At 34.3% G+C, this 2,558-nt stretch carries 2 protein-coding genes; both read right to left on the minus strand.

All coding sequences use genetic code 11. From position 1 onward, the window contains the following. Positions 1–180 precede the first annotated feature (180 nt). Positions 181–1,533 (minus strand): HlyD family type I secretion periplasmic adaptor subunit, encoded by a 1,353-nt coding sequence (locus tag LMF89_RS25170; RefSeq protein ID WP_229537554.1) that lies wholly within the window; start codon positions 1,531–1,533, stop codon positions 181–183. Between the two features lie 42 nt (positions 1,534–1,575). Further along, positions 1,576–2,517, minus strand: a complete 942-nt coding sequence (locus tag LMF89_RS25175) for a peptidase domain-containing ABC transporter (RefSeq protein ID WP_304622629.1) — start codon at positions 2,515–2,517, stop codon at positions 1,576–1,578. Between the last annotated feature and the right edge of the window lie 41 nt (positions 2,518–2,558).

A 2,558-nucleotide genomic window follows, 5' to 3' on the forward strand; every position in this document is an offset into this window, starting at 1 on the left:
GATGTCTCTATTTTACACCAACTTGGAGGTTTACACAGATTTCGGGATAGTCTCATATGAATTCGGGATAGTCTCGTATGTGGTTTTAAATTCAATCTTAAAAATTGTAAATAAAGGATAGCCTACCGGTTAATTCCGTGTAGGCTGCTCTAATATCATCTTTTATGAATTAGGGGGGGATTACCGTTCCCTAAGTCCTTCATTTTTATACTGTATAAATGGATCTAAAAAGTATTGTATAATCTGTTTTTTTCGAGTTTTTATTTCAGCAGTAACTATCATTCCAGGTACTAGGTATATTTTAGTTCCATTAATATCGAAGTAATTCTTTTCAACCTCAAATACCCCTCGATATCCTTTATTTTCAATAGCTTCTGAACCGATTTCAACTAATTTAGCATTAAGTGTTCCATATTTACGATAATCAAAGGTTTCTATTTTAATTTCTGCTTCTTGTCCTTCGTGTACAAAGCCAATGTCTTTATTTGCTATCCAAGCTTCAATCTGTAGTGCTTCATTTTCTGGAACAATAATCATAAGAGTTTGAGCTTGACTTACCACTCCTCCTACAGTGTGAACGTCCATTTGTTGCACTGTTCCTGTTATAGGGGAGGAAACAAGACTTAATTTGTATTTTTCCTGTGCTTTATTTAATTCTTCTTCAATTTGCTGTAGTTGTTGCCGATCGTTAACTAGCTTAGATAAAATTTCACGATTATGCTCACTGATAGTATTTTGAAGCGTTTCTTGAGCTTGTTCCAAAGAGTGAATTGCTTGACTAACCTCAGTTTTATGAACTGCTAGATCATGATATGATTCAATCTCTTGCTTCTTATAATTTTGGTATTTAAAGTTAGACACTGCTCCGGCCTGAAGTAATTCAAATATCTTTTGTTCTTGATCGGTATCAATCTCAAATTGAGCAGTGGCTTTTTTTACTACCATTCGTGAAATTTCTAAAGCATCTTGAGCCTTTTTTATTGTTTGTTGAGCTACGCCAAGTTTAGATTGGTAAGCAGCTTTATTACTGTAATAAAGTTGAAGTTGATTTTGTATATCTTGCGGATCAGCTTTTATATTCGAATCAGGATAAAAAAGGTGATCATCTTTTTCGGCAATAAGCCGTTGAATTTCTAATAAATAAAAATCTCTCTCTTTAGTTAATCGAGTTAAATCTGCCTTAGTAATAGTACTATCAAACTCTATTAAAGTATCCCCAACGTTCACCTTACTCCCCTCTTGAACTAAAATAGACTTTACTACATTTTTATCTTCCGCTTGAATTTTCTTAGAATAGCCTGAAGGAATAATTTTTCCCGGGGCGATTGCTATTTCATCAATTTCTCCAATAATGGCCCATATAAGGGCAATGCTAACCAAACTTATAATAGTCCAAGCCGTAGCTCGTCCTAGAGCTGAAGGAGGAGTTTCAATTACTTCTTGAGCTGCTGGTAAAAATTCAAGTTCGCTTTTTTTAAAATAACTTGCAAGAGGTTTTTTGCTTTTTTGTTGTATAGGTTTTAAAATTGTCAACTATTCATACCTCCCTATTATGAAAGCCATTCTTGTTAAACATTATCCTTCTTGTTGCATATAAAGGTCATAATAAAAATTCTTTTGATTAAGAAGCTCTTTATGAGTACCCATCTCAACAACGCGTCCTCGATCAATTACGATAATAATGTTGGAATGTTGTATGGTGGATAATCTGTGAGCAATATTAAACACTGTTCTGTTTTGACATATTTTATAAAGATTCTTCTGTATAATTCGCTCTGACTGATAATCAAGAGCACTTGTGGCTTCATCAAAAATTAGTAAACGAGGATTCTCAATTAAAGCTCTTGCAATCGCAATACGCTGACGTTGCCCTCCTGATAAAGATGTCCCTCTTTCACCGACTAACGTATTATAATTTTCAGGAAGTTCTACTATGAATTCATGTGCTCCAGCTAACTGAGCAGCATTAATAATTTCTTTCATATCCATACCCGGATTATTTATAGCAATATTATCTCGAATAGTACCATTAAATAGATAGTTTTCTTGCGAAACTACGCCTATTTGGCGTCGCAGCCAAGCCGGTTCAATTTGGGTAATGTCAGTTCCGTCAATAAGAATACGTCCAGATTCGGGTAAATATAATCGTTGAATAAGTTTTACTAAAGTACTTTTTCCTGACCCGGACCTCCCAGCGATACCGACTACAGTTCCAGGTCTAATATCCAAATTTAGCCGATCTAAAATAATTGGACCATTTATAGAGTAACGAAAACTGACTTGCTCAAATACAATATTACCTTTTATAGCTGGTAATATAATTTGATTTGGATTAAAAGACGGTTCAGTAGATTCATTAAGAATATCGCCTAACTTCTCAATAGAGATACGGGCTTGCTGAAAATCCTGCCAAAGATAAACAAGCCTTAAAATAGGATCAAATACTTTTCCGGATAACATTTGAAAAGCGATTAATTGACCTACTGTTAATTTATTATCTATTAGATGAATTGTCAATTCAAGTGCGACACTTCGTGTAGAAAAACATCAATGGGTGA

Origin of the sequence: Pelosinus baikalensis, from assembly GCF_020819555.1 — a bacterium.
Lineage (GTDB): Bacteria > Bacillota > Negativicutes > DSM-13327 > DSM-13327 > Pelosinus > Pelosinus baikalensis.